The sequence below is a fragment of the Rhizobium sp. RU33A genome, from assembly GCF_900156055.1.
In the GTDB taxonomy this organism is placed as follows: Bacteria; Pseudomonadota; Alphaproteobacteria; order Rhizobiales; family Rhizobiaceae; genus Allorhizobium.
Genome location: NZ_FTMQ01000001.1, coordinates 61,511 through 80,779 on the forward strand (window position 1 = coordinate 61,511; position 19,269 = coordinate 80,779).

Genomic DNA, 19,269 nt, shown 5'->3' on the forward strand with positions numbered 1-19,269 from the left:
TCAGTTGGCCAGGGAAACAGCGTCCGGCGTTCTGCCTTGAGGGCTTGCAAGCGTCGCGAGTTCTTCGCGATGCCGCATCATGGCCAAGAGCAGCGCGTGATCTCGCGCGAGAGCCTGTTGCCGCTTCGGCGATGGAGGAAAGTGCTTCATCTCAAACCGCATTTGGCTCCCCGCTTCCGCAGAAGTCGAAAAGGCGCCAGCAGCAACAGCCGCATGCAGTGCGCAGCCGAGCAGAACGGCGTCGCAGTCGATCGGCACGTAGACATCGCAGCCGGTCGCATCGGCATAGAGTTGCGCCAGAAGCGGATGGTCGGCCAGGCCGCCGGCCAACAGAAGCTGTCTCGGCACTCCCGCACCGCGCGGCTGATGGTCGATGATGTGGCGTATGCTGCAGGCAAGCGCCACGCAGCTTCTCCAGTAGAGCCTGAGAAGGGAGCGCTCACTGCGGTCGAGATCGAGCCCCGCGATTGTTCCGGTCAGCATCGGATCGGATACGGGTGAGCGTGTACCATGCAGGTCCGGTAGGACAGTGATCGGCAGACCGAAATCTGGTCCCTCGCTTGCCAGACACTCGGCGATCCCGTCGAGGATTGCCCGGTGGCGTGCCTTCATCGGAATCCCGCCAGCCGGGTGTTGCGTTACAACGTGGTCCAGGAAGGCACCCGAGGCAGACTGCCCGGCCTCGGTCAACCAGAGGCCGGCGATCGCGGCATCCCGAAAGGCGCCCCAGCAGCCGGTGCCGGACACAGGCTCGCTCGAAAGCCGCACTATGCAGCTCGAAGTGCCCGCGATCAGCACGGCTTCGGCATCGAGCGGGATGTTCGGCCGTTCCCCCGCGGCGAAGAGGCCGACAGTTCCCGCGTAAGCATCGATCAGCCCCGGGGCGACAAGGCAATGCTCGTCGAGACCAAGTTCCGCGGCGCTGGTTCGGGAGAGGCAGCCGATCGTCCAACCCGGCCGTTCCGAAAGCGCCGGCAGGCCCGCTCGCTCCATGATGTCGCCGAGTCCAACTTTCCGGTAATAGTCCATCGGTGGCGCACCGGGCGCCTCCGGCGTATAGCCCCATTTCGAGGCGAGCGCCGAATGACTGCGTTTTTCGGAGCCGGTCGCGCGCCAGGTCAGGAAGTCGCAGAGATCGAAGATTTGTACGCTTTCGGCCCAGAGATCCGGTCTGTGCCTCTTTAGCCAGAGCAGTTTCGGAATCTGCATCTCGACCGATAGGCGTCCGCCGAAGCGTTCGAGAAGCGGATCGGCGATCGCGTTGCAGTATTCGGTTTCCTCGAGCGCTCGATGGTCCATCCACAAGATGGTGTCGAGGTTCGGCGAGCGTGTTTCTGAGATCGAAAGCGGGCTTCCATCGCGGTCACGCACGACGAGCGAGCACGTCGCGTCGAACCCGATGGCAAGGACTTGGGCAGCAGAGATTCCGCTCTCGGCAAGGGCAGACTTAACCGCGCTGCAGACTGCCGCCCAGATCTCTTCGCTGTCCTGCTCCATATGCTTGGGCAGAGGCTGGTGAACGCTGATCGGGACGACACAGCGGGCAAGTTGCCGACCGCTGAGATCAAACACCCCGGCCCGTGCACTGCCTGTGCCAACATCCACGGCCAAGAGGTGCTCACGCATCAGTCAGATCTTCCGGTCTCCTCGCTCCTCGCACAAAGTGGAGCAAATTCTCCATCGCGTCAAACTGCCCATCCGGCTTCAGATGGGTGAGCGCCTCCCGGTAGCTGGCATTCCCGGTATGGGATCCGCCGGTAAAGGCGATGACCTTCATGCCGGCGGCTTGCGCCGCACGGATGCCAGCGGGACTGTCTTCGATCACGAGACACTGCGCCGGCGCGACACCCATCTTGGCGGCAGCGTGCAGGAAGAGATCGGGTGCGGGTTTGCCGCGTTCGACCATGGTCGCGCTGAAGATATGTGGGCTGAGACGGGGAAGAAGTCCGGTCACGGACAGGGAGAGCTCGATCCGTTCCCGCTGGCTGGACGAGGCCACACAGCAGGAGACCTGCATGGCCTTGAGCGAATCGATGGCAGCCGCGACCCCGGGCAGCGGGTCCAATTCCGCACGAAACCGAGCGTAGAGCCCGTCCCGCATGCCGGCTAGAAAAGCAGGATCGATTTCGACACCGAATTCGGATCGAACCACCTCTGTCAGCGAACCGAGGCTGCGCCCGAGAAAGCGCTCCGCCGCCTCGTCGGTCGTCAGCATAACGCCCTTCTCGGCCAGTGCTTCGACCAGAACCTCAAGCGCGATGCCTTCGCTGTCGACGAGAACCCCGTCACAGTCGAAGATCACCAGGCGGATCGGCTGCGGGTCCATGGTCACTCAGCTTGCAAGGGTTCCGTCGAGATAGCGCTGGATCGTAGCGGCGGCGCCATGGCTCCGCAAGCTTGCGATCGCTTCGCCGAACCGCTTCTGGAAGTGCGGATTGGCTCCGACGGGTCCAAAGATGTCGGTAATCCCGATGAAAGCCATGGGATCATTCCGGGAGGCGAGTGCAGCGGCGTGCAGCCGCTCCGCGCTTGGATCGTTGAAGGCAATCGACTTTCCGCCATCGCTCGTGCCTTCGAAGTAGCGGCACCATAGGGCCGAGACGAGAGCAAGACCTTGCACGTCCAGATCCTGGGCCAGACGATCTGCCGTCGAGGGCAGAATGAACTTGGGCTGACGGTTCGATCCGTCCTGCGCCAGGCGCGGAATGGTGTCGCCGATTTTCGGATTGGCGAATCGGTTCTCGATGAGTGCGAAATAGTCCTGCAAGCTGGTGTTGGGCACAGGCGGCACGACAGGGATGATCTCGTCGTTTTCGAGCTTCGCCAGGAAGGCCCGAATCAGCGGGTTTTCCATGGATTCATGGACGAAATGAATGTCCATCAGCGCCGCCGGATAAGCGATCGCCGCATGGCCACCATTCAGGATCCTGAGCTTCATCAGCTCGTAGGGTGCCACATCGGGCACAAAGGTTACGCCCACATCTTCCAGAGCGGGGCGTCCCAGCGGGAACTTGTCTTCAAGCACCCACTGCTTGAAGCCCTCGCAGAATACGGGCCAGCCATCTTCGATCCCGTAACTTTCCCGGGTAATGTCGATTTCGCGCTGTCCGGTTGCAGGCGTGATGCGGTCCACCATGGAATTTGGAAAGGCGACGTTGTGATGGATCCAGTCGGCGATATCAGGATCAGACAGGCGCGCCAACCCGCAGACGGTGGCTTCCGTCACCTCGCCATTGCCGGGGATATTGTCGCAGCACATGACGGTGAAGGGTGGAATGCCCGCAGCGCGGCGCGCCTTGAGGCCGGCGATGATCAGTCCGAAGACGGTCTTCGGCTCGGTCGGGTTCTTCGCGTCGGCGACGATTGCCGGATGATCAGGATCGAACTTGCCGGTGGCCGCATCGATGAAATATCCACCCTCCGTGATCGTCATCGAAACGATCCGGATATCGGGGGAGGCGAGCGTCGCGATGATCCGATCGAAATCCGGTGCGGTGATCACGTCCAGCATCGGCCCCGTGATCGTCGCTGCCGACCGGTCGATATCCTGCTCGACCACGGTCGTCAGGAAATCCTGGGCTTTCAGCGTGTAACGCATCCGCTGGTCGGAGGCCATGACGCCAGCCCCGATAATGCCCCAATCGAGATCGCGACCGCTGTTGAAGAGTTCGTGCAGGTAGATCGCCATATGGGCGCGGTGGAAATTGCCGACGCCGAAATGCAGGATCCCGGGACGGATGTCCTCGCGGCGATAGGAGGGCAGGGCCGCCCGGTCACCGATATCTGCCAGAGTTGCAAGCGAGAGTTTGATCGTCATGGGTGCATTCCTTGGCTGGGGGCCGAACGAGCCGTCAGCTCATCCAGTTTCCGCCGTCGACATTGTAGGTCTGGGCGACGATGTAGTCGGCTTCCGCCGAGGCGAGGAAGACTGCCATGCCGGTCAGATCCTCTGCCCGACCCATGCGGCCGAAGGGGACTGCTTCGCCGACAAGTTTCTTCTTTTCGCCAAGCGGACGGTTTTCGTACTTTGCGAAGAGCGCGTCGACCTCGTCCCACATCTCGCTGCCGACCACGCCAGGCGCGATCCCGTTGACGTTGATCCCATGCTTGATGAGGTCGAGGCCTGCCGATTGGGTGAGCGAAATGACGGCAGCCTTCGAGGCGCAGTAGACGCCGACCAGCGGTTCGCCGCGCCGTCCGGCCTGGCTCGCCATGTTGATGATCTTGCCACCACGCCCTTGCGCGATCATCTGCTTGGCCACGGCCTGCATCGTAAACAGCGTTCCGCCGACATTGATGTCGAAAACGCGTTGATAGCTCTTGCGGGAGATCTCGACGATCGGAGCGAGATCGAAGATGGCAGCATTGTTGACGAGGATGTCGATGCCGCCGGCGCGTTCGACACAGGCAGCAATCGCTGCGTCGATCGATGCCTGATCGGAGACGTCGATCCGGACGGCATAGGCCGCAGGGCCGATCTCCGCTGCCGTTGCCGATGCGCGGTCGAAATCGATATCGGCGATCGCAACTGCCGTTGCACCTTCACGAATATAGACCTCCGCAAAGGCCCGGCCGATGCCGCGGGCTGAGCCCGTGATCACTGCCGATTTTCCGCTCAATCTGCCGGTCATGCTGCCAGTCCCTTGTCATTGAATTTGTGCAGTCGATTGAGATCCGGTGTCACATAAACAGTGTCGCCGTGACGGACCGGGAATTCGCCTCCGGTGCGCGTCGTGATCGTGCCGACACCATCCACCTCGACATGCAGGAACGTGTCGGAGCCGAGATGTTCGGCGACTGTCACCAGACCGCGCCACATGCCGCTGTCGAGCGAGAGCGTGACATGCTCCGGCCGGATGCCGATCGTGTGGGCGCCATGGGCGGAAGCGGCCTGGCCAGAGATCAGGTTCATCTTCGGCGAACCGATGAAGCCGGCGACGAAAAGGTTTGCAGGACTGCGATAGAGGTCGAGCGGCGATCCCACCTGCTCGATGCGGCCCTTGTTGAGAACCACGATCTTGTCGGCCATGGTCATGGCCTCCACCTGGTCGTGGGTCACGTAGATCGAGGTTGCCTTGAGCTTCTGATGCAGTTCGGTGATCTCCAAACGCATGGCGACGCGAAGCGCCGCATCGAGGTTGGAGAGCGGCTCGTCGAACAGGAAGCAACGGGGATTGCGCACAATGGCACGGCCGATAGCGACGCGCTGGCGCTGACCGCCGGAGAGTTGCCCGGGCCGGCGCTCCAGGTAATCGGTGAGGTTCAGGATGCGGGCTGCCTCCTCGACCTTGCGGTTGATTTCTGCCGGATCGACTTTCGCCATCTTCAGCGGAAAGCCGATGTTAGAGCGCACGCTCATATGCGGATAAAGTGCATAGGACTGAAACACCATCGCCAGGCCGCGCTGCGCCGGCGGTGTATGCGTTTGATCCTTGCCGTCGATCACGATGCGCCCGCCGGTCGCGTCTTCGAGGCCTGCGATCAGGCGCAGCAACGTGGACTTGCCGCAGCCGGACGGGCCGACGAAGACGACAAATTCACCGTCATTGATTTCAAGGTCGATCCCCGGGATGACCGCATGCTCGCCGAAGGACTTGGAGAGCTGTTCGAGTTTGATGCTGCCCATGGTCGGGTTTCCTTACTTGACGGCGCCGAAAGTGAGGCCGCGCACGAGTTGCTTCTGGCTGAACCAGCCGAGGATCACGATCGGCGCAATCGCCATCGTCGAGGCAGCCGACAGTTTCGCCCAGAACAACCCTTGCGGACTGGAGAAGGAGGCGATGAAGGCGGTCAGCGGCGCCGCATTGGTGGTGGTGAGACGGATCGTCCAGAAGGCTTCGTTCCAGGCGAGAATGATGTTGAGGAGAAGCGTCGAGGCAATGCCCGGCAGGGCCATGGGTGCGAGCACATAGACGATCTCGTTGTAAAGCGAGGCACCGTCCATTCGCGCGGCTTCGAGGATTTCGCCCGGAATCTCGCGGAAATAGGTGTAGAGCATCCAGATGACGATCGGCAGGTTGATCAGCGTCAGCATGATCGTCAGACCAATCCGGGTATCGAGCAGACCGAAGTCGCGGAACAGCAGGTAGATCGGAACGAGCACGGCGACTGCAGGCATCATCTTGGTGGAGAGCATCCACATCAGGATGTCCTTGGTCCGCTTGGTCGGCGAAAACGCCATCGCCCAGGCGGCCGGGATGCCGACGAAAAGTGCCAGGATCGTCGAGCCCACAGACAGGATGACCGAGTTCATGAACGGCTTGATGTAGTCGCGCTGTGTCTGAACCGTCACGTAGTTTTCGAAGGTAAAGGTCGGGATCAGGTCGAAGCCCTGGATCGCTTCGCTTTCCGTCTTCACACTGGTGATCAGCGTGTAGAGGATCGGGAAGAAGATCACGAAGGCGATTGTCCAGGCGATCGCCGTAAAGATGATCTTGCGCCGGGTTGTGACGTTGCGAGCCATGGCCTTGTCCTTACCGGTCGAGGTTCTTGCCGACGGCGCGCATCAGGAAGATGGCGACGATATTGGCGAGAATGATTGCGATGATGCCGCCTGCCGAAGCGCCGCCGACGTCGTAACCCAGAAGGGCCGTTCGGTAGATCAGGAAGACGAGATTGGTCGACGCATAGCCCGGGCCGCCATTGGTGGTGACCAGGATTTCCGCGTAGACCCCGAGCAGGAAGATGGTCTGGATCAGGATGACGACGGTAATTGCGCGGGCGAGATGCGGAAGCGTCAGATAGATGAATTTGTCGATGAAGCGCGCACCGTCCATCTCGGCCGCTTCCTGCTGCTCGCCATCGAGTGACTGCAGGGCGGTGAGCAGGATGAGCGTCGCAAACGGCAGCCATTGCCAGGCAACGATGATGACGATCGACAACAGCGGATATTGCGCGAACCAGTCGACGGGGCTCAAGCCGAGCGCCCGGTTGATGTCGGCCAGCACGCCATAGCCCGGGTGCATGATCATGTTTTTCCAGATCAATGCAGCGACCGGCGGCATGACGAAGAAGGGCGAGATGACGAGGATACGCACGATCCCCTGGCCAAAGATCGGCTGATCGAGCAGCAGCGCCAGCAGCGTGCCGCCGAAGATGGTGATGAACAGCACGCCGCCGACGATCAGCATGGTGTTCCAGATCGACTGGAAGAAGGCCGGATCCGTATAGAAATAGCGGTAGTTGAACAGGCCCGCGAAGCTGACATTGGCAGGATTGAGCAGATTGTAGTTCTGGAACGAGAACCACAGCGTCATCGACAGTGGCACGATCATCCAGATCAACAGGAGCCCGACTGACGGCGCCATCATCAGACGGGCCAGGGTGCGTGTGTTTTGAGTAGCCATGATGGAGCTCGCCCTGATGGCCATGTCGGAGACGAGATCCGCAGGCCCGTTGGAGGCTGGGTGACGACGACCGGCATTGGCCGCAAACGGTCGAAGCCTGTCCTGCCCGGATCGCAATCCGGGCAGGTGGTTCGGGAGGGTGGATTACTTGATGTAGCCGCCGCGGGTCATTTCACGCTCGGTCAGGCTCTGAGCCTGGGCCAGTGCATCATCAACCGACATCTGGCCTGCAAGCGCTGCCGAGAAGAGCTGACCGACGGAGGTGCCGAGGCTCTGGAACTCGGGGATCGCCACGAACTGCACGCCGACATAGGGTACCGGCTTGACCGTTGGAGCCTTCGGGTCAGCCGCGTTGATCGAGTCGATCGTCATTTTCGCAAAGGGCGCTGCCTTCTGGTATTCCGGGTTCTCATAGAGAGAGGTCCGCGTGCCCGGAGGAACATTGGCCCAGCCTTCCTTGGAAGCGACGAGTTCGGCATAAGCCTTGCTGGTTGCCCAGGAGATGAACTTCTCGGCCGATTCCGCCTTCTGTGAGCCAGCCGGGATCGCGAGGTTCCAGGCCCAGAGCCAGTTGCCGCGCTTGCCGAGACCGGTGTCAGGGGCGAGCGCGAAGCCAACCTTGTCGGCGACGGTCGAATCGGTCGGATTGGTCACGAAGGAAGCCGCGACTGTGGCGTCTATCCACATACCGCACTTGCCCTGCTGGAAGAGCGCCAGGTTCTCGTTGAAGCCGTTGGAAGACGCGCCCTGCGGGCCAGCGTCGTTCATCAGGGTGACGTAGAAGTCGAGCGTGTTCTTCCATTCCGGCTGGTCGAACTGTGGCTTCCAGTTTTCGTCGAACCAGCGAGCACCAAAGGCATTCGACGTGGCCGTCAGGAAGGCCATGTTTTCGCCCCAGCCGGCCTTGCCGCGCAGGCAAATGCCGTTGATGTCGTTGGCGCGGTCGGTCATCTTGCGGGCAGCGTCGGCCACGAATTCCCAGGTCGGGGCATCGGGCATGGTCAGGCCGGCCTTCTCCATCAGGTCCTTGCGGTACATGATGAAGGAGGACTCGCCATAGAACGGCGCGGCATAGAGCTTGCCGTCATCGCCGGTCAGGCCTGAGCGGATCGCCGGCAGCAGATCGTCGACATCATAGTCCGCGCCGAGGTTTTCGAGCGGCAGCAGCCAGCCCTGCTTGGACCAGATCGGAACTTCGTAAGTGCCGATCGTCATGATGTCGTACTGGCCGCCCTTGGTGGCGATGTCCGTCGTCACGCGTTCGCGCAGAACGTTCTCTTCGAGTGTGACCCACTCAACCTGAATGTCGGGATTCGCCGAGGTGAATTCCGAGGTCAGGCCCTGCATGCGGATCATGTCGCCGTTGTTGACGGTCGCGATCGTGAGGGTTTCGGCCGAGGCCATGCCGGCAAGCGCCAGCGCCGAGCACGCGCCCAGCAAAATCGTCTTCAATGTCATGTCTTCCTCCCAGAAGAAAAATGAGCATTCGCTTTGCTCATGGGCAATTACTCAATCGTAGAGCAAAAAATGTCAATCCGCATTTCATGCTGCGCTGCCGCATGAAATAGCTAACCAACTGTTCTGGAATTGAAATATTGTAGAGGCCTAGCTCGCCAGAAGATGGCGCGCAGCGTCTTCATCAGTGATCAGCCCATTGATATGCCCGCCTAGGACAGCCGCCAGGATCGCCGGATGCTTGCGGCGACCCCGTGCGAGGCCGATCACGGTCGAGGTTTCGCGGGAGGGGATTTGCAAGCTCGCAACCCGCTCATTGACCGGATGGGTCAGCAACTCGCCGTTGTCCCCGAAGATCCAGCCGCAGATCTCTCCAACCGCGCCGGCCTGCAGGAGATCTTCCATCTCGTCGGCCTTCAGGAAGCCATCGACGAGAAGCGGAGCACGCATGTTCATCTCGCCGATGCCGACAAAGGTGACGTCCGATCGGCGCGCGAGCGCGATTGTCGGCGCGACCAGAGGCTGGTCATGCAGCAACTGCCGCTCGGCGGGAGAGGAGACGATGACCGGCAGCGGCATCGGGAAGTGCGGTGCCTTCACCGCATCGGCCATGGAGAAGATGACGTTGAAATAGGCAGCCGATCCGTCGGGGCTGATATTGCCCGTGAGCGAGACGATCTTGTGCTGCGGACATTCCATCGGAGACAGCTGATCGATCATTGAGCGGAGTGTTCGACCCGTTCCCATCGCAATGACCAGCGGTTCGGGCTGTTTCAGCCAGCGCTCCAGCTGCGCCGCGCCCGCTTCTGCCACTCCCACTGTCGCGGACTCGGATCCGGGATCGGTGGGCACGATTTCCACCGCCTTCAAGCCGAACTTGTGCTTCACAGCTTCGGCAAGTTCCAGGCATGCCGCGATGGGATGATCGAGCCGGACCTTGATCAGCTTTTCCGCTATAGAAAGGGATACGAGGCGCTGGGCGCTTTGTCGGGATATCCCCATGGCAGCCGCGATCTCGTCCTGGGTTTTGCCGGCGACATAGTAGAGCCATCCGGCCCGTGCTGCATCATCCAGTCTCGTCTGCCCCTCGCCACGCCGTGCCATGCGGTCTCCTCTCCGTCTGGAACACTGCTGCCAATTTTGCCCTCTCCTGTCAAATCCGGGCTCCGCGCTCGTGCCTGTGTTGGAACGGTTCGAAGGCTGACGGGTTGAGCTAGCAACCCGTTATTGAAGGAGAACCATCATGATCCGCTCCATTTCGCTCGCACCCGCAACAGCACTTTGCCTCGTCTCAACGGCAATGGCCCAGCAGGCGGCGCCAATCCAGCAGTTGCCGACGCCAGAGGCTTCTGCCGAAACCAAGGCGCTCGGTCCGGCTGAGTTCGCGCAACAGGCCGCCGCTACCAACGAGTTTGAAATCCTGGCCGCGGAACTCGCTCTCAAGCGAAGCCAGAACGACGAGGTGAAGGACTTCGCTCGTACCATGCTGGACGACTACAAGCGTGCACAAGGCCAGTTGAGCGAAGCCGCCAAGGCCGATTCGATTGCGATGGTTCTAGAACTGTCGATGGAACAGAAACAAACGCTTACCGCGCTGGAACAGGCAGAGCAGAGCCAGTTCGACCCCGCCTATATGTCCTCCCAGATGAAGGCGCATGATCAGGCCATCAGGCTGCTGGGCGCCTATGCCGATCATGGACCGGCTGGAAGTCTGAAAACCTATGCGATTGCCAATTACCCGCTGGTCCGGATGCACAAGGTCAGAGCGCAATCCCAGACCAATCCGTGAGGGTCTTTGGCGCAGCAGCAACGAAAATTGCAAAGGTATCCCTCGGTACAGCATGCAGCAGTAAGCCGGTAGCCACGAAAAAGAACCCCGCCGAAGCGGGGTTCAGGTAGGCGCCCAAGGGGCGGCCGGGGGAGGTTCGGGGGAGGGAACAATGATTTGTCTCTTCAACCGGTACGGCGACGCTTTGTTCCATTCGCGGAACAAAGAAATACATTGCCTGCTATTCGCGTGATCAGAGCTGTTCTGCTTGAGCGTCGCATGGACTGGAAGACGAACTGTTCCTTCCATCGACTGACTGCCCTTGACCAACCGTCCCGCCTCCGAACCATTCCTCAGGAACATTTCCCGGCACCTTCCGGTTGTCTCGGAACAATGCGAGCAGACAGTGAGGTGATGATGGAAGACCAATCCAATGTCGGGAGCCGGCCGCGCATCGTGATCGTCGGCGCAGGTTTTGGAGGTCTTGCCTGCGCAAAGGCTCTGGCAGACGCCGAAGTCGACGTGACGGTGATCGACCGGCGCAATCACAATCTATTCCAGCCATTGCTCTATCAGGTCGCGACGGCGGCACTTTCGCCTGCGGATATCTCGGAGCCGATCCGCCGCACATTGGGACGATCCGACAACATCCACGTTTTGATGGGAGAGGTGGTGTCGATCGATACGGACGCCCGCGCAGTCTCGCTTGCCGATGGCGCCGCGATTTCATACGATCGCCTCGTCATCGCGACTGGCTCAAAATACAATTATTTCGGCCATCAGGACTGGCAGAAACATGCACCGGGGCTGAAGTCGATCCATGAAGCCCGCCAGATCCGTCACCGCCTCCTGCTCGCCTTCGAACAGGCCGAGCGAAGCCAGGACGAGGCAGAGCAGCGCCGCCTGTTGACCAGCGTCGTCATCGGTGGCGGCCCGACCGGCGTCGAGATGGCCGGCGCCATTTCAGAACTCGGTCGATTCATGATTGATCGCGACTTCCGCAGCCTGCGACCGGAGCAACTTCATGTCGTCCTCGTCGAGGCCGGTCCGCGTATTCTGGCAACCTTCCCCGAGAACCTCTCGGATTATGCTGCCGACTATCTACGAAACATCGGCGTGGATATCAGGCTGAACACGCCCGTCGAAGACGTCACTGCCGAGGGCGTTCAGGTCAAGGACGGATTCCTGCCGGCGAGCTGCATCGTCTGGGGAGCCGGCGTGAAGGCATCACCGGCCGCTGACTGGCTGGGCATCGCGCCGGGTCCGGGCGGGCGCCTGCCGGTGGCGCGGGACCTTTCGGTGGATGGCTTAGACGGGGTCTACGCCATCGGCGATACCGCGCTGGCTTTCGACGAGGATGGCGAAGCATTGCCCGCCCTCGCTCAGGTGGCCAAACAGCAAGGCACATTTCTCGGCAAAGCGCTCAAGGCCAACCTCCTGAAAGGAACGGCCGTGCCAGACTTCCGTTTCCGCAACCGCGGCAATACGGCGGTCATCGGCAGAAACGCAGCCATCTTCGATTTCGGCACCTGGCAGCTCAAGGGCCGCCTCGGCTGGCTGCTCTGGGCCATCGTCCATGTCTATCTGCTGGTCAATTTCGAGAAGCGCCTGCTTGTCAGTGTTCAGTGGATCTGGCGCTACACCACCCGTCAGAGAGGCGCGCGCCTGATTGACGAAAACGTCGTTGACCCTGACAAGTAAAGGCCTCCGTTGAGAACCTGAGGGTGGATGCGCTTTGGAGGTGGACAACCCGATCCGAGATCTGTAGACGTAACGATATTACATAACGAAAAAGATCGAGGCTTGACCGCCAGGGGCTCCAGGTCCTATGCAAGCAGTGACGGTTCCCCGCCGGATGACTCCGAGGGGATTAATAGGGAACACGGTGAGGACGACCCAATAGGGACCAAGACCGTGGCTGCCCCCGCAACTGTAAGCGGATTGCTGTCCATTCTCGCGGCGTGAAAGCGCCGGGCCACTGCGGGTCACCGTGGGAAGGCAAATGGAAAGCGCATATCCGCGAGCCAGGAGACCTGCCGTCAAGTGAAGAAAACGAAGCGGACGGGGTGTTCCGATGGATACGAACTGGCTTTTGCGCTGCGCCGTCTGGCGCGCCGACCACATGCCATTTTGCCTCCGGAGAAATCCTGCGGAGGACTGGCATGCATTTCCTTCCAGATCATGATGCGCAGGGACGGGCGATCGGCCTTGGCCATGGCGTAACGCTCGGCGTTTCGTCGTTCGATGAGGCCCGCCCATGAGCTGTTCCAGCAAGGGCTGCCCGATCCGGGTCACCGATATCGGTTGGGGGCCGAAGTCATCCCAGTTTTTGGTCCGAGGCGTTTCCTTCTCCCTCGATGCAGGCGACCGGCTGGCAATCGTCGGGCCGAACGGGGCTGGCAAGACCACGCTTCTGCGCTGCCTCTATCGCGGTGTTAGCCCGCTGGAGGGGCGCGTCGAGGTCGACGGTCAGGATATCTGGCAGATGAGTGCCCGCCAACTTGCCCGCCGGGTGGCGGTCGTTCTGCAGGAAATGCCGGGCGACTTCCCGTTCACAGTCCGCGACGTGGTGATGATGGGGCGCGTTCCCTGGCGCGAAGGCCTCGCGGGCTGGAGCGAAGAAGACCGGGCCGAAGCAGACCATGCCCTCGATCATCTCGATCTGCTGCGGCTGGCGAACCGGCAGTTCTCGACCTTGTCGGGAGGTGAGAAGCAGCGTGTCTTGGTGGCGCGTGCGCTGGCGCAGAAGCCTGAAATCCTCATACTCGACGAGCCGACCAACCATCTGGATATCCGCCACCAGCTCGAGATCCTCGATCTGCTCGGCGCTTTGAACCTGACGATTATTACCACCCTGCATGACATCAACCTCGCCGCCGAGTTTGCAACACATGTTGCCCTGATGCATGGCGGCCGGATGGATGCGTTCGGCCCACCGGAAGCTGTTCTGACCGAACAGGCCCTGTCCGGAACCTTCGGTGTCCTCGCCGCCCGTCAACAGGCGGAGGGCGCTCGGTCCCATCGTTTTTCCTTTTCCCTTGCCTTGACCTGATTTTGAAAGGATCCGCCACTATGGCTTCCCGTCTTCTATTGTCTGCCACGCTCTTTGCTTCGGTCTTCGCCGCCTCATCGGCATTTGCCTATCCTGTCACGGTCGAGAGCTGCGATCGCGAGGTCACGTTTGACGCACCTCCGGCGCGCGCGGTCTCCAACGACGTCAACCTGACCGAGATGATGCTGGCTTTGAAGCTGCAGGACCGCATGGTCGGCTACACCGGGATCTCCGGCTGGAAGACGCTGGATGCGGGGCTTCGGGAAGGCGTGAAGGAAATGCCGGAGCTTTCGCCGAAATACCCGACCAAGGAAGTGCTGCTGAACGCCGATGCCGATTTCTATTTTGCCGGCTGGAACTACGGCATGAAGGTCGGCGGCGAGGTGACGCCCGAAACGCTCGAGCCCTTCAAGATCAAGGTCTATGAACTCACCGAATCCTGCATCCATATCATGGCGAAGAACAAGCCAACGATGGACGACATGTTCATCGACCTGCTGAACCTCGGCAAGATCTTTGACGTCGAAGACCGCGCCGAGGCCCTGGTGGCTGGCTACCGCACGCAACTGGACGACATCACCACGCGGATTGGCGGGATCGAGAAGCCCGTGCGTGTTTTCGTCTATGATTCCGGCACGGAAAAGCCCTTCACCTCGGGTCGCTTCGGCATCCCGACCGCGATGATCGAAGCCGCAGGCGGCGTGAACATCATGGAAGACGTCGAAAAGAGCTGGACGGAAGTGTCCTGGGAGCCGGTGATCGAGCGCAATCCGGAAGTTGTCGTCATCGTCAACTATGGCGATGTCACGGCCGAACAGAAGATCGCGTTCATGAAGGAAAACCCGGCCTTCAAGAATCTCGATGCCGTCAAGCAGGATCGCTTTGTGGTCCTGGAATATGTTGAGGCAACGCCTGGGCCGCGCAATGTCCAGGCGATCGAGCGGCTCGCAAACACCTTCCATCCGCGCAACATGTAAGCCTTGAGGCGGGGCCGTGATCCGGCCCCGCCTGGCGTGAAACTTCAAGGCAGCATGATGCACGGTCGCATGTTTCTCTGGGTGGGTCTGGCTCTGATGCTGCTGGCCCTCTGCCTGACGGCGGGCGTCTCCTTGGGCTCCGCTCCCATTCCGGTCAGCACTGTCTGGTCGATCGTGGCCAACAAACTCGCACCCGGTACATTTGAAGTGACATGGTCGCCCGGTCGCGAGAGCATCGTCTGGGACGTTCGCTTCCCGCGCGTAATTCTGGCTGGCCTGGTCGGAGCCGGACTCGCGACGGTCGGAGCCGTCCTGCAGGCGGTGACCCGTAATCCACTGGCTGACCCGCATCTGCTCGGCGTCTCGTCCGGCGGCGCCCTGGGTGCGATTATCGCGCTCCTCCATACCGGCCTTGTCTTCGGCCTGGTCACCGTACCGCTCTTTGCCTTCGGCGGTTCCTTGGCTGCGACGCTCGCGGTTGTCACCGTGACCCGCTTCACCGGGGCAGGTGCCGATCGCCTGGTGCTGACCGGTGTGGCCATCGCTTTTGTGGCGACCTCGCTCGGAAATCTTGCGATCTTCCTCGGAGATCCACGCGCCGCCCACACGGTGGTCTTCTGGATGTTGGGAGGGCTCGGCCTCGCCCAATGGTCGCATCTTCTTTACCCAGTGACGGTGCTTTCTGCTTGCCTCGTCTTCCTCGTCGTGCGAGCCCGGGAAATCAACGCCATGGCCATGGGGGACGAAACTGCGGCGACGCTCGGCATTCCGGTCGCCAGATTCCGCGCAGAACTCTTCGTCGTCACTGCGCTTCTGACAGGCGTGATGGTCGCCTTTTCGGGTGCCATCGGCTTTGTGGGCCTTCTGGTTCCGCATTTTGTCCGCCTGACCGCGGGCAGCGACAATATCAGGGTCATTCCCCTTTCGGCGTTGGCCGGCGCCGTTATCCTCATTCTGGCCGATATCGTGTCGCGCACGATCATGGCGCCCGAGGATGTCCCGATCGGGGTGATTACCGGTTTGGCAGGCGGGCTCGCTTTCATTCTTCTGCTGCGGCGCCGATAGTTCGACCAGTCCTATTGCTCCTGTTTCGTTTTTGCCTAGACTGAAGAAAAAACGAAATAAGGGGAGGGGGCGGCATGATGTTCTCCGCGAGACAGGCCGAGATCATGAACTTGGCCAAGGAGCAGGGCCGCGTTCTGGTGGACGAGCTCGCTGCGCGCTTCGCGGTCACGCCGCAAACGATTCGCAAGGATCTGAACGACCTGTGCGACGCACGCGCGCTCAACCGTATTCACGGCGGTGCCGTCTTCCCGAGTGGAAACGAAAACGTCAAATACGAGGCGCGCCGTTCGATGGCGGCCGGGGAGAAGCAGGCGATAGGCCGTGCCGCCGCCAACCTGATCCCGGACAACTCCTCCCTGTTCATCAACATCGGCACCACGACGGAAGCCGTGGGTGAAGCGCTTGTTGACCACAGGGAATTGATGGTCATCACCAACAATATCAATGTCGCCAATCGCTTGCGTGTCTATCCCTCGATCGAGGTGGTGATCGCCGGCGGTGTGGTTCGTGGATCGGACGGCGGTATCGTCGGCGAGGCGGCCGTTGATTTCATCCGTCAGTTCAAGGTGGATTTCGCTGTGATCGGCGTCTCTGCGATCGACGAAGATGGTGCACTGCTCGATTTCGATTTCCGCGAAGTGAAAGTCGCCCAGGCCATCATCGCCAACGCGCGGCATGTCATTCTGGTCTCCGACTCATCGAAATTCGAGCGCACCGCGCCGGTCCGCATCGGACATATTTCGCAAGTTCAAACCTTTATCACCGATCATTGTCCGTCCAGCAGTATCCGGGACATCTGCGCCGAGCGCGATGTCAGGATCATCGAAACTGCGCCGGTCGACCGCAATATAGCGGCAGAATAACTTTCGTTTGACATTCGTTTAAATTTCGAAAAAGATAATCCTACTTTCGCAATAGCAGCAAATGCTGCAGGTGCGAACATGCGGAGGAACGATGTCGGGGCAGCCAATTTACGATCTCTTTGTGATCGGCGGCGGGATCAACGGGACTGGGATCGCGCGCGACGCGGCCGGCCGTGGTTACTCCGTTGCCTTGGCTGAAATGAACGATTTCGCCTCCGGCACCTCCTCGGGCGCAACGAAGCTCATCCATGGTGGTCTTCGGTATCTCGAGCACTACGAGTTTCGCCTGGTCCGCGAAGCGCTCATGGAGCGCGAAGTCCTCTGGGCCATGGCGCCGCATGTGATCTGGCCTTTGCGGTTCGTTTTGCCCTTCCAGAAGGGCGGCATTCGCCCCGCCTGGCTCATTCGCCTCGGCCTTTTCCTGTACGACAATCTGGGTGGTCGCAAGCTTTTGCCGCCGACCAAAACCCTCGATCTGCGCCGCGATCCAGCTGGCAAGCCGTTGAAGCCAGTCTTCTCCAAGGCGTTCGAATATTCGGACGGCTGGGTCGATGACGCGCGCATGGTCGTTCTCAATGCCCGCGATGCACAGATCCGCGGTGCGACGATCTTGAGCCGCAACCGTGTCGTCTCGGCCCACCGCGAAGACGGCCACTGGGTCGTCACGACGAAGTCGCAGCGCGACGGCTCCATCGTCACCCACAAGGCCCGAATGCTAGTCAATGCAGCCGGCCCCTGGGTCGATCAGGTTCTGGCGGGCGCCTTCGGCCGCAACAATGTTCACAATGTACGCCTTGTGCAGGGCAGCCATATCGTGGTGCGCAAGAAGTTCACCGACGCACGCGCATACTTCTTCCAGAACCCCGACAACCGCATCATTTTTGCCATCCCCTATGAGGGGGAATTCACCTTGATTGGCACGACGGACCGGGATTTCACCGAAGACCCCAAGGACGTTCGCATCAGCCCCGAAGAGGTGAACTACCTCTGCGGCGCCGCGAGCGAGTATTTCCAGGAACCGATCCGCCCTGACGATATCGTCTGGAGCTATTCCGCCGTGCGGCCGCTCTTCGACGACGGCGCATCAAAGGCTCAGGAAGCGACCCGCGACTACGTGCTGAAGGTCGAAGGGGCAAACGAAGAGCCCCCGCTGCTCAACGTCTTCGGCGGCAAGCTGACGACGTATCGTCGTCTGGCCGAACATGCCCTGGAGAAAATCGGTGAGACGATCGGGCCGAAGGGCACGCCATGGACGGCGGGCAGTCGTCTGCCCGGCGGCGACTTCGCCGCGACGGCATTCGAACCAACGGTCGCCGATCTCCTGAAAGCCTATCCATTCTTGGAGCGAGGGCACGCCGAGCGTTTGATCCGCTGCTACGGAACGGATTCGAAATCGATTCTGGGCAAGGCCCGGTCTTCGGCTGATCTCGGTCGCCACTTCGGCGGCACGCTTTACGAGGCGGAGGTTCGCTGGCTGGTGGAAATGGAATGGGCGGTTACGGCCGAAGACGTGCTGTGGCGCCGAACGAAACAGGGTCTATTCCTGACGCCGGAGGAGGCGAAGGGGCTGGATGCCTATCTGGGGATGCTGGCGGCGGCCTGATCGCCCATCTCACGGATAAAGACCGACGGTTTGGAGGAGGCCCGAGGACATATGTTGGAACTGCGTAAAGTCTCGAAAATGGCGGGAGGTGGATATCACATCCACCCGACCGACCTGACGCTGCAGCGGGGCACGCTGAACGTCCTGCTCGGGCCCACCCTTTCGGGCAAGACATCCCTGATGCGCTTGATGGCCGGCCTCGACAAGCCGACTTCCGGCACCGTTCATTTCGACGGGCAGGACGTCACCGGCATGCCGGTCCAGAAGCGCAATGTCGCGATGGTCTACCAGCAGTTCATCAATTACCCAGCACTGACCGTCTACGAAAACATCGCCTCGCCGATGCGGGTTGGCGGCAAGGATGCAGCCACCATCGATCGTGAGGTCCGCAAGGCTGCCGACCTCTTGCGCCTGACGCCCTATCTCGATCGCACACCCCTGAACCTGTCCGGTGGACAGCAGCAGCGCACGGCGCTCGCCCGCGCTATCGTCAAGAACGCCACCCTTGTCCTGCTGGACGAGCCGCTCGCCAACCTCGACTACAAGCTGCGCGAGGAGCTGCGCGAAGAGCTGCCGAAGATCTTCGCCGAATCCGGTGCGATTTTCGTCTACGCGACAACGGAACCATCTGAAGCTTTGCTGCTCGGCGGCAACACCGCGACCCTGTCAGAAGGCCGGATCACCCAGTTCGGTCCGACAATCGACGTCTATCGCCGCCCATTGGACCTCCTGGCCGCCAAAACTTTCGCCGATCCGCCGCTCAACACCATCGCGCTGGTCAAGCGGGGCGCAAGCTTCGAACTGAACGGCCAGTCCGTTCTGGCGGTGCCTAGCCACCTGGCGTCGATCGCCGACGGCCCCGTCACTATTGCCTTCCACCCCCATCATTTGTCGCTCACCGCGCTGCCCGGCGCCATGTCCATGCGCTCGCGGACGCTGGTTTCTGAAATCGCAGGCTCGGAGAGCTTCATCCATGTCGAATACGGCACCGCCCGCTGGGTGTGCTTGGCCCATGGCATCCACGACATCGATCCCGATCGCGAGATCGATGTCTTCATCGACACCCGTCACCTGATGGCGTTCGGCGCCGACGGCAAGGCGCTCGGGGCGCCGGCCGAAATGGCCGCGTGAGGAGCAACG

Annotated in this window: 17 protein-coding genes and 1 riboswitch; of the genes, 8 read left to right on the forward strand and 9 right to left on the reverse strand. The window is 61.1% G+C overall.

The annotated features are described in order from the left end of the window. The 9 genes from BW978_RS00285 to BW978_RS00325 form a co-directional block, all read right to left on the reverse strand. Positions 1-1,626 (reverse strand): FGGY family pentulose kinase, encoded by a 1,626-nt coding sequence (locus tag BW978_RS00285; protein WP_076391185.1) that lies wholly within the window; start codon positions 1,624-1,626, stop codon positions 1-3. Then, entirely contained in the window at positions 1,619-2,326 is a 708-nt protein-coding gene (locus BW978_RS00290) for an HAD family hydrolase (RefSeq protein ID WP_076391187.1), read from the reverse strand. The genes BW978_RS00285 and BW978_RS00290 overlap by 8 nt, the downstream gene beginning before the upstream one ends. A 6-nt stretch (positions 2,327-2,332) precedes the next feature. Beyond that, positions 2,333-3,817: a mannitol dehydrogenase family protein gene (locus BW978_RS00295; RefSeq protein ID WP_076391189.1), complete on the reverse strand. Its 1,485-nt coding sequence runs from the start codon at positions 3,815-3,817 to the stop codon at positions 2,333-2,335. A 34-nt stretch (positions 3,818-3,851) separates the two neighbouring features. After that, positions 3,852-4,631 (reverse strand): L-iditol 2-dehydrogenase, encoded by a 780-nt coding sequence (locus tag BW978_RS00300; RefSeq protein WP_076391191.1) that lies wholly within the window; start codon positions 4,629-4,631, stop codon positions 3,852-3,854. Further along, positions 4,628-5,626, reverse strand: coding sequence for an ABC transporter ATP-binding protein (locus BW978_RS00305; RefSeq protein ID WP_054149340.1), 999 nt, complete (start codon positions 5,624-5,626; stop codon positions 4,628-4,630). The genes BW978_RS00300 and BW978_RS00305 overlap by 4 nt, the downstream gene beginning before the upstream one ends. A 12-nt stretch (positions 5,627-5,638) precedes the next feature. Continuing rightward, on the reverse strand, positions 5,639-6,463 hold the full coding sequence (locus BW978_RS00310) for a carbohydrate ABC transporter permease (RefSeq protein ID WP_076391193.1): 825 nt from the start codon (positions 6,461-6,463) through the stop codon (positions 5,639-5,641). 10 nt (positions 6,464-6,473) lie between these two features. Next, complete coding sequence (locus BW978_RS00315) at positions 6,474-7,346, reverse strand: carbohydrate ABC transporter permease (protein WP_069043978.1); 873 nt, start codon at positions 7,344-7,346, stop codon at positions 6,474-6,476. Between the two features lie 144 nt (positions 7,347-7,490). After that, positions 7,491-8,804: an ABC transporter substrate-binding protein gene (locus BW978_RS00320; protein ID WP_076391195.1), complete on the reverse strand. Its 1,314-nt coding sequence runs from the start codon at positions 8,802-8,804 to the stop codon at positions 7,491-7,493. Between the two features lie 147 nt (positions 8,805-8,951). Further along, entirely contained in the window at positions 8,952-9,905 is a 954-nt protein-coding gene (locus BW978_RS00325) for a sugar-binding transcriptional regulator (protein ID WP_076391197.1), read from the reverse strand. Positions 9,906-10,044: 139 nt separating this feature from the next. Here BW978_RS00325 and BW978_RS00330 point away from each other — a divergent pair, with 139 nt between their 5' ends. From BW978_RS00330 to BW978_RS00365, 8 genes are all read left to right on the forward strand, one after another. Then, on the forward strand, positions 10,045-10,590 hold the full coding sequence (locus BW978_RS00330; RefSeq protein WP_083697452.1) for a DUF4142 domain-containing protein: 546 nt from the start codon (positions 10,045-10,047) through the stop codon (positions 10,588-10,590). Positions 10,591-10,986: 396 nt separating this feature from the next. Continuing rightward, a complete protein-coding gene (locus BW978_RS00335) occupies positions 10,987-12,270 on the forward strand; it encodes an NAD(P)/FAD-dependent oxidoreductase (RefSeq protein WP_076393066.1) in 1,284 nt (427 codons plus the stop codon). A 123-nt stretch (positions 12,271-12,393) separates the two neighbouring features. Beyond that, a riboswitch (cobalamin riboswitch) is annotated at positions 12,394-12,625 on the forward strand. A gap of 201 nt (positions 12,626-12,826) precedes the next feature. Continuing rightward, positions 12,827-13,621, forward strand: coding sequence for an ABC transporter ATP-binding protein (locus BW978_RS00340; protein WP_076391199.1), 795 nt, complete (start codon positions 12,827-12,829; stop codon positions 13,619-13,621). 20 nt (positions 13,622-13,641) lie between these two features. Next, positions 13,642-14,598: an ABC transporter substrate-binding protein gene (locus BW978_RS00345; protein ID WP_076391201.1), complete on the forward strand. Its 957-nt coding sequence runs from the start codon at positions 13,642-13,644 to the stop codon at positions 14,596-14,598. A 54-nt stretch (positions 14,599-14,652) separates the two neighbouring features. Further along, the gene (locus BW978_RS00350; protein WP_076391203.1) at positions 14,653-15,663 is read left to right on the forward strand and encodes a FecCD family ABC transporter permease; all 1,011 of its coding nucleotides are present in this window, start codon (positions 14,653-14,655) and stop codon (positions 15,661-15,663) included. A gap of 74 nt (positions 15,664-15,737) precedes the next feature. After that, positions 15,738-16,526, forward strand: a complete 789-nt coding sequence (locus BW978_RS00355; protein ID WP_076391205.1) for a DeoR/GlpR family DNA-binding transcription regulator — start codon at positions 15,738-15,740, stop codon at positions 16,524-16,526. 91 nt (positions 16,527-16,617) lie between these two features. After that, the gene (glpD, locus tag BW978_RS00360; RefSeq protein ID WP_076391207.1) at positions 16,618-18,129 is read left to right on the forward strand and encodes a glycerol-3-phosphate dehydrogenase; all 1,512 of its coding nucleotides are present in this window, start codon (positions 16,618-16,620) and stop codon (positions 18,127-18,129) included. 51 nt (positions 18,130-18,180) lie between these two features. Further along, on the forward strand, positions 18,181-19,260 hold the full coding sequence (locus BW978_RS00365) for an ABC transporter ATP-binding protein (RefSeq protein ID WP_076391209.1): 1,080 nt from the start codon (positions 18,181-18,183) through the stop codon (positions 19,258-19,260). Positions 19,261-19,269 lie beyond the last annotated feature (9 nt).

Bases quoted from the DNA above. Each gene is read 5' to 3' on its own strand.
- BW978_RS00285 (WP_076391185.1), bottom strand. From the start codon at position 1,626: ATGCGTGAGCACCTCTTGGCCGTGGATGTTGGCACAGGCAGTGCACGG.
- BW978_RS00290 (WP_076391187.1), bottom strand. From the start codon at position 2,326: ATGGACCCGCAGCCGATCCGCCTGGTGATCTTCGACTGTGACGGGGTT.
- BW978_RS00295 (WP_076391189.1), bottom strand. From the start codon at position 3,817: ATGACGATCAAACTCTCGCTTGCAACTCTGGCAGATATCGGTGACCGG.
- BW978_RS00300 (WP_076391191.1), bottom strand. From the start codon at position 4,631: ATGACCGGCAGATTGAGCGGAAAATCGGCAGTGATCACGGGCTCAGCC.
- BW978_RS00305 (WP_054149340.1), bottom strand. From the start codon at position 5,626: ATGGGCAGCATCAAACTCGAACAGCTCTCCAAGTCCTTCGGCGAGCAT.
- BW978_RS00310 (WP_076391193.1), bottom strand. From the start codon at position 6,463: ATGGCTCGCAACGTCACAACCCGGCGCAAGATCATCTTTACGGCGATC.
- BW978_RS00315 (WP_069043978.1), bottom strand. From the start codon at position 7,346: ATGGCTACTCAAAACACACGCACCCTGGCCCGTCTGATGATGGCGCCG.
- BW978_RS00320 (WP_076391195.1), bottom strand. From the start codon at position 8,804: ATGACATTGAAGACGATTTTGCTGGGCGCGTGCTCGGCGCTGGCGCTT.
- BW978_RS00325 (WP_076391197.1), bottom strand. From the start codon at position 9,905: ATGGCACGGCGTGGCGAGGGGCAGACGAGACTGGATGATGCAGCACGG.
- BW978_RS00330 (WP_083697452.1), top strand. From the start codon at position 10,045: ATGATCCGCTCCATTTCGCTCGCACCCGCAACAGCACTTTGCCTCGTC.
- BW978_RS00335 (WP_076393066.1), top strand. From the start codon at position 10,987: ATGGAAGACCAATCCAATGTCGGGAGCCGGCCGCGCATCGTGATCGTC.
- BW978_RS00340 (WP_076391199.1), top strand. From the start codon at position 12,827: ATGAGCTGTTCCAGCAAGGGCTGCCCGATCCGGGTCACCGATATCGGT.
- BW978_RS00345 (WP_076391201.1), top strand. From the start codon at position 13,642: ATGGCTTCCCGTCTTCTATTGTCTGCCACGCTCTTTGCTTCGGTCTTC.
- BW978_RS00350 (WP_076391203.1), top strand. From the start codon at position 14,653: ATGATGCACGGTCGCATGTTTCTCTGGGTGGGTCTGGCTCTGATGCTG.
- BW978_RS00355 (WP_076391205.1), top strand. From the start codon at position 15,738: ATGATGTTCTCCGCGAGACAGGCCGAGATCATGAACTTGGCCAAGGAG.
- glpD (WP_076391207.1), top strand. From the start codon at position 16,618: ATGTCGGGGCAGCCAATTTACGATCTCTTTGTGATCGGCGGCGGGATC.
- BW978_RS00365 (WP_076391209.1), top strand. From the start codon at position 18,181: ATGTTGGAACTGCGTAAAGTCTCGAAAATGGCGGGAGGTGGATATCAC.